This is a genomic window from Aneurinibacillus terranovensis DSM 18919, from assembly GCF_000430625.1.
Classification (GTDB): Bacteria; Bacillota; Bacilli; order Aneurinibacillales; family Aneurinibacillaceae; genus Aneurinibacillus_B; species Aneurinibacillus_B terranovensis.
Genome location: NZ_KE387171.1, coordinates 93,499 through 100,174, shown reverse-complemented (window position 1 = coordinate 100,174; position 6,676 = coordinate 93,499). Strand labels below are relative to the sequence as shown.

The following is a 6,676-nucleotide window of genomic DNA, read 5'->3' as shown; positions in this document are numbered from 1 at the left end:
CCCTGCAGAAAAAGGACGAGCGGCAACGCCCGCGAGTTTTTCTCATGCATAAGGGCAATCAAGAAGTTAATTGAATAAGAGAACCACCTAATTTTTTAAAAGGCAGGGGAATAAGTGTGAACAAGGTAAAAAAACGTCAAAGGTATTGTTCTTTCTTATCAGCATAGCGCTAGCCGCGTTTACGGCGCTGACAGGCTGTTCTGCGACAGCGAGCAAAGAAACGGCAGACAACCGCGCCCGCGTCAGCGAAACCATGCAGCTTTCGTTTCCATTACCGGAAAAATTCTCGAGCGAATCATGGGGGCAGAAGAACCGGTTAAAGCGGTAGGTATTGCCGGTGGTAGCCATTAAAATGTGGAATGGGCCTTACTTGAAAATTATAGGGGGTTAAACAAATGCAACAACAAACAAAGAAAAAGAAAACGAAAGCAATTCTAGGGGCTTTTCTGGCAGGCTCGATGCTGCTGTTCTCCGGATGCAGTTTGACCGAAACAAAAGTTCAAACGGCAGGGGCTGAGAAACCGACTTCCAACAATATCCAACTGTTAAACGTTTCATACGACCCAACAAGGGAATTGTACCAGGACATCAACAAATCTTTCGCGGATGATTGGAAAAAGAAAACTGGTCAAACTGTAACGATTAAACAGTCACATGGTGGTTCGGGAAAACAGGCTCGCTCCGTAATAGAGGGACTCGAAGCCGATATCGTTACACTGGCACTCGGCTATGACGTGGATGCCATTCAGAAGAAAGGGCTGATTAAACCCGGCTGGCAGAAACTGCTTTCACATAACAGTTCTCCGTATACTTCAACGATTGTTTTTGTCGTACGTAAAGGAAATCCCAAAGGAATTAAAGACTGGAGCGATTTGATTAAACCAGGGGTCTCCGTTATTACGCCAAATCCTAAAACTTCAGGCGGTGCCAGGTGGAATTATTTAGCAGCTTGGGGTTATGCGTTAAAAACGAACAACGGGGATCAAAACAAAGCTCGCGATTTTGTAGCGAGGCTGTTTAAAAATGTACCGGTACTCGATTCGGGGGCACGTGGAGCTACTACCACATTTACGGAACGCGGCATTGGTGATGTGTTAATTTCATGGGAAAATGACGCACTGTTGGTAGCGGAAAAGTTGGGAAAAGGTCAGTTTGAAATTATCTATCCATCGATCAGCATTTTGGCTGAGCCACCGGTAGCCGTTGTCGATAAAGTGGTGGATAAACATGGGACGCGGGAGGTTGCCCAAGCTTATCTGAAATATTTATACACCCCGCAAGGGCAGGAAATTGGTGCGAAAAACTATTACCGTCCAACCGACCCGGCGGTTGCTGCCAAATACAAAAAGCAATTTCCAAACATTCCTTTGTTTACCGTAGATGAACTGTTTGGTGGATGGGCAAAAGCCCAGCAGACCCACTTCGCCGATGGAGGAACATTTGACCAGATTTATAAACCATAAAGGGCCAGGGGGAAAGAAAAATGAGAAAAACGCTTAAACAATACAGCATTCTGCCTGGCTTTACACTAACACTTGGGTTCACTGTTTTGTATGTAAGTCTGTTAATCATCCTGCCGTTAGCCTCCATTTTTTTAAAAACATCGACGATGAGCTGGCCCGCATTCTGGTCAACCATAACAGCAGACAGGGTACTTGCTTCCTATCGCCTCAGCTTCGGTTCCTCTTTCCTCGGGGCTGCTATCAATTCTGTGTTTGGCCTGCTGGTTGCCTGGGTTCTCGTTCGGTATAATTTTCCGGGGAAGCGCGTTTTAGATGGCCTGGTTGACTTGCCATTTGCGCTTCCCACGGCTGTGGCGGGAATTGCCCTTACAGCTATTTACTCAAAAACCGGGATCATCGGAAAATACCTGGAGATGATGGGCATTAAGGCTGCATTTGCTCCGCTAGGAGTAGTGATCGCGCTTACCTTTATCGGACTGCCTTTTGTTGTGCGGACCGTGCAGCCGGTTTTACTGGAGCTGGACATGAGCCTTGAGGAAGCGGCGGTATCGCTGGGAGCCTCCCGCTGGAAAACTTTCGCCAGAGTGATTTTTCCGGAATTGCTGCCGTCTCTGCTCACCGGGTTTACGCTTGCATTTGCCCGTTCATTGGGGGAATACGGCTCGGTTGTTTTTATTTCCGGCAACTTGCCGATGAAAACAGAAATCACACCGCTCTTGATTATGAGTAAATTAGAGCAGTTTGACTATGCAGGGGCCACCGCACTGGCTGTTGTGATGCTTACGGTTTCCTTTGTCCTGCTCCTGTTCATTAACCTGATTCAGTGGCGGTATCAACTTCGCCATGTGGCTAAATAGAGGAGAGGATACCATGGATAATCGAATCACTCTCATCACAACAGGTCATAACAAAGTTATTCAACCGGCAGTGAAAACGCGAATGGTACGCTGGTGTCTGATTGGAATTGCGGTCTTTTTCCTGTGTTTGTTCCTCGTTTTGCCCCTGCTGTGCGTATTTTCTGAGGCGTTAAGCAAAGGATGGGACCTTTATGTCGCCGCTCTTACGGATGCGGATGCCCTCTCGGCGATTCGTTTGACCCTTCTAACCGCCTGCATTGCGGTTCCGATAAATGCCATATTTGGTCTTGCTGCTTCCTGGACGATTGCTAAGTTTGAATTCAGAGGAAAAAATATACTGCTTACTCTGATCGATCTTCCGTTTGCCGTTTCGCCGGTCATTGCCGGTTTGTTGTTTGTGCTGTTGTTTGGTTCCGAAGGCTGGTTTGCTCCCTGGCTTGATGCGCATGATATCAAAATCGTTTTTGCGGTACCAGGGATTGTTTTGGCAACCCTTTTTGTCACACTCCCGTTTGTGGCCCGGGAATTAATCCCGCTTCTGCAAGCACAGGGGAAAGAAGAAGAGGAAGCAGCCCGTTCGCTGGGGGCTCGCGGATGGCAGACTTTTTTCCGGGTAACCCTTCCAAATTGTAAGTGGGGGTTACTATATGGGTTGATTCTATGTAACGCGCGAGCCATGGGGGAGTTTGGCGCAGTTTCGGTTGTGTCAGGGCATATTCGAGGCATGACGAATACGATTCCGCTTCATGTTGAGATTCTCTATAATGAGTACAATTTCGCCGCTGCGTTTGCTGTTGCTTCATTATTAACCGTTCTGGCGCTGGTCACATTGGTTGTCAAGTCCGTGGCAGAGTGGAAATCGAAGGAAAAGAAGTAAAGGGGTCGAAAAGAATGAAGATTGATATCCAGAACATTTATAAGCAATACGGAGATTTTATTGCGCTCGATAACATAAATCTTTCCATTGAAGAGGGGAAGTTGATCGCCCTTCTCGGCCCTTCGGGTTCCGGCAAGACGACCCTGCTTCGTATTATCGGGGGAATGGAACTTCCAGACTGTGGTATGATTACTTTTAACGGGATGAACCTTACAAATCAAAGCGTCATGGACCGCCGAATAGGATTTGTATTTCAAAACTATGCGTTGTTCCGGCATATGACTGTATTTGATAACATTGCATTCGGTTTAAAAGTACGCAAGCGCAAGGAACGTCCCTCGAAAAAGGAAATAGCAAACAAAGTACAAGAGCTAATCGAACGGGTGCAGTTGAATGGAATGGAGAAAAGATATCCGGCGCAGTTGTCGGGTGGTCAGCGCCAACGGGTAGCGCTTGCCCGAGCCCTGGCAATCGAACCACAAGTTCTTCTGCTTGATGAACCATTCGGTGCCCTGGATGCAAAGGTTAGACTGGAACTTCGCCGCTGGCTGCGACAATTCCATAACGAGTTAGGCATTACAACCATATTCGTTACACATGATCAGGAAGAGGCGCTGGAAGTGGCCGATCAGATCGTGGTCATGCAGCAGGGAACAATAAAACAAATAGGGGAACCTAAACAGGTTTATCATAACCCCGATAATCCTTTTGTATATCAGTTTATTGGAAAGGTAAATCGGCTGCCTGGCAGAATTCTCAATGGGAAAATGAAGATTGGTTCACTCGAACTGGATATTCCAACCTATTCAGGTTACAAGGATGAGGAAGCGGTAGGATTCGTCCGACCGCACGAGGTGGAGATTCACCAACTGCCGGTAAAAGGGGCAGCATTCAAGGCTCAAGTAGCGGCTCTGCAATTGGCCGGTCCAATGGTTAAAGTGGAGCTAGCCTGCAAAAATACGAATGAAACAATCGACGCCGAAGTTCCGCATAATTTGTATGAACACGCACCGTTCTCTCCAGGTCAGTCCGTCTATCTTGGTTTTAAAAATATCAGCGTATTTGTCGGTAAAGATCGGGTTGAGGTACATCCCGGCGAAAAACGCTTGAAGCGAAGTGTAGCTTTATTGTAAAATGCGCAAATCGCGCGACACAAACAGAGAAAGCACGAGAAAAATGGGCTGCTCCGAAGTCTCTTATAGAAATTTCGAGCTCCACTTTAGCAGTAAAAATCGCATCAAAAATAATGAGCCCGTACCACTTTTATCGTGATTACGGGCTATTTTTTGGGATGTAATCATTTGGGACGTACCTTTTGGATCAGCCTCTTTTTTATACAATGAAAGGATAGTTTGTTGAGACTCTCCACGAAGGATGGTGGCGATCGATTCGTTATCATCTTTGTAGCTTATGGTCTTGCGTCAAAATGACAACTAATTGACTAATAGACTAAAAAACATGCACACTTCATGTCATATCCACTTGTTGATTGAGATGTGCTACAAATCGTTCTAAAAGGGAAGAAAGAACAACAAGTTCTTCGGATTCAAATACCTCAAATGTCTTATCGTTACTGGCATTGGTTAGCGGCTTCAGAGCTTGCAATACCTCTTTCCCCTGCTCTGTTAGTTTAACCCTTGTGATTCTTCGGTCGGATAAGTCTTCGTAGGTTGATACATAGCCGGCCTGCTTTAAACGGTCAACCATGCTTGAAATATTCTGCTTGGTCACCAAAATGTTCTGCCGTAAATCCTTTAGGGGATACCCCTTCGTTCTTCGCAATCATACCTAAGAGCATCCATTGTTGAACACTTGTCAGCCCCACTTGTGCTGTCAATTGAAAAAAATCAAGAAGCATTGATTGAATAACGACTTCAAATAACGGATCTAAACAACGACTCCATATAACGACTCGGAACGAAGCTGCTTTTCAACAGGTCAACGGCAAAAAAAGTGAAGGAACATATTAAATATTTCTACTCGTTCCTTCACTTTCGCTTGCCAAATAAGGTAGACTAACGTTTTTAACCTACGATATCTCCGTTTTCGCAAGCTCTTTCCAGTATTCGCAGATCGTCAGTAGCCCTTTATCGTAATTTTCTAAATGGAAATGTTCGTTGGGCGCATGGAAGTTCTCACCCGGCAAGCCGAACCCCATTAAGACAACCGGGAGTCGGAGTATGCGACCGAATGCTTCCACTATGGGAATCGACCCGCCCATCCGGGTAAGGGCCGGTGTTACTTCATAAGCGGATTGATAGGCGCGCATGGCTGCCTGGATCACAGGGTGGTCATATGGCGTCGTAAACGGGCGCCCCTTATCCATGCGTGTGAAGGTTACTTCAACTCCGGGCGGCGTGTGTCTTTTTACATGTTCCTCAATTAACTGCTGAATTTCCACCGGTTCCTGATTTCCCACGAGGCGGCAGGAAAGTTTGGCGTGGGCTTCTGCTGGGAGTACCGTTTTAATTCCTTCGCCCTCAAAGCCGCCGTACATTCCGTTTATTTCGAGTGTAGGGCGCCCCCATGTCCGTTCCAGAAAAGTATAGCCTTTTTCTCCATACAATTCGGTTATGCCAAGCTCTTTTTTAACATGCTCCTCACTATAATGGAGATCCCGGAAAGCCTGGCGCTCTTCTTCGGTTAACGGTACGACCTTATCGTAGAATCCTTCTACCGCTACCCTTCCTTCTTCATCATGCAGAGAGGCCAAAATGGCGGAAAGGGCATGCAGCGGATTTTGCACTCCTCCGCCATAAATCCCGGAGTGAAGGTCCCCTTTCGCTCCTTTTACGTCAATTTGCATCGCGCACAAGCCGCGCAGGCCATAGCAAATGGCAGGCTTTCCTTTTTCCAGCATCGGCGTATCTGAAATCACTAGCACATCGGCGCTAAGCAAATCGCTGTTTTTTTCCACAAACGATTCCAGATTCGGGCTGCCGATTTCTTCTTCTCCTTCAATGCAGAACTTTACATTAACCGGAAGCTTGCCTTCCGTTTCAAGCAGAGCCTGGATGGCTTTAATATGCATGAAAATCTGCCCTTTATCATCGGTTGATCCCCGGGCGTATATTTTTTCGTCCCGAATATCCGGTTCGAAAGGAGGCGTTTGCCATAGGTTAAGCGGATCGACCGGCTGAACATCATAATGTCCGTAGATAAGTGCGGTCGGCGCACATTCTGCATGCAGCCAGTCCGCATAAACGATCGGGTTTCCATCTGTGGGCATGATCCGCACGTTCTCTAAACCGGCTGTTTGTAAAGCGTTTTGAATCCACTCAGCAGCTGTATGTATATCCTTCTTATGAGCGGAAAGAGCGCTTATACTTTCGATTTTTAACAAAGCTTTCAATTCCTCAAGGTTTCTGTTTCGATTTTCCGCCAGGTATGAACGGTAATTGTTGGGCATCTTATATCCCGCCTTTACTGTGAAGTAGGTCTCGTATCTATAGGAAGCATCGTACAACATAAGCATAGTA

The 6,676-nt window shown here is 46.6% G+C and carries 7 protein-coding genes; 5 read left to right on the top strand and 2 right to left on the bottom strand.

Annotation, left to right across the window (positions count from 1 at the left end; genetic code table 11):
* Window positions 1-145: 145 nt before the first annotated feature.
* From H525_RS29665 to H525_RS24445, 5 genes are all read left to right on the top strand, one after another.
* Window positions 146-328 carry a hypothetical protein gene (locus tag H525_RS29665; RefSeq protein WP_027417009.1) on the top strand — a complete coding sequence of 61 codons (183 nt, stop codon included), beginning with the start codon at window positions 146-148 and terminating at the stop codon, window positions 326-328.
* A 67-nt stretch (window positions 329-395) separates the two neighbouring features.
* A complete protein-coding gene (locus H525_RS0116065) occupies window positions 396-1,463 on the top strand; it encodes a sulfate ABC transporter substrate-binding protein (protein ID WP_081413455.1) in 1,068 nt (355 codons plus the stop codon).
* A gap of 20 nt (window positions 1,464-1,483) precedes the next feature.
* A complete protein-coding gene (gene cysT / locus H525_RS0116060) occupies window positions 1,484-2,320 on the top strand; it encodes a sulfate ABC transporter permease subunit CysT (RefSeq protein ID WP_027417007.1) in 837 nt (278 codons plus the stop codon).
* Between the two features lie 82 nt (window positions 2,321-2,402).
* On the top strand, window positions 2,403-3,197 hold the full coding sequence (cysW, locus tag H525_RS24450) for a sulfate ABC transporter permease subunit CysW (RefSeq protein ID WP_245590506.1): 795 nt from the start codon (window positions 2,403-2,405) through the stop codon (window positions 3,195-3,197).
* A 14-nt stretch (window positions 3,198-3,211) separates the two neighbouring features.
* The gene (locus H525_RS24445; protein ID WP_051331099.1) at window positions 3,212-4,330 is read left to right on the top strand and encodes a sulfate/molybdate ABC transporter ATP-binding protein; all 1,119 of its coding nucleotides are present in this window, start codon (window positions 3,212-3,214) and stop codon (window positions 4,328-4,330) included.
* A 334-nt stretch (window positions 4,331-4,664) separates the two neighbouring features.
* Here H525_RS24445 and H525_RS0116045 read toward each other — a convergent pair whose 3' ends face one another.
* Both H525_RS0116045 and H525_RS0116035 read right to left on the bottom strand, forming a co-directional pair.
* Window positions 4,665-4,979 carry a MarR family winged helix-turn-helix transcriptional regulator gene (locus tag H525_RS0116045; RefSeq protein WP_081413453.1) on the bottom strand — a complete coding sequence of 105 codons (315 nt, stop codon included), beginning with the start codon at window positions 4,977-4,979 and terminating at the stop codon, window positions 4,665-4,667.
* Between the two features lie 247 nt (window positions 4,980-5,226).
* Window positions 5,227-6,606: a dipeptidase gene (locus H525_RS0116035; protein ID WP_027417005.1), complete on the bottom strand. Its 1,380-nt coding sequence runs from the start codon at window positions 6,604-6,606 to the stop codon at window positions 5,227-5,229.
* Window positions 6,607-6,676: the final 70 nt, after the last annotated feature.

Bases quoted from the DNA above. Each gene is read 5' to 3' on its own strand.
- H525_RS0116065 (WP_081413455.1), top strand. From the start codon at position 396: ATGCAACAACAAACAAAGAAAAAGAAAACGAAAGCAATTCTAGGGGCT.
- cysT (WP_027417007.1), top strand. From the start codon at position 1,484: ATGAGAAAAACGCTTAAACAATACAGCATTCTGCCTGGCTTTACACTA.
- cysW (WP_245590506.1), top strand. From the start codon at position 2,403: ATGGTACGCTGGTGTCTGATTGGAATTGCGGTCTTTTTCCTGTGTTTG.
- H525_RS24445 (WP_051331099.1), top strand. From the start codon at position 3,212: ATGAAGATTGATATCCAGAACATTTATAAGCAATACGGAGATTTTATT.
- H525_RS0116035 (WP_027417005.1), bottom strand. From the start codon at position 6,606: ATGCCCAACAATTACCGTTCATACCTGGCGGAAAATCGAAACAGAAAC.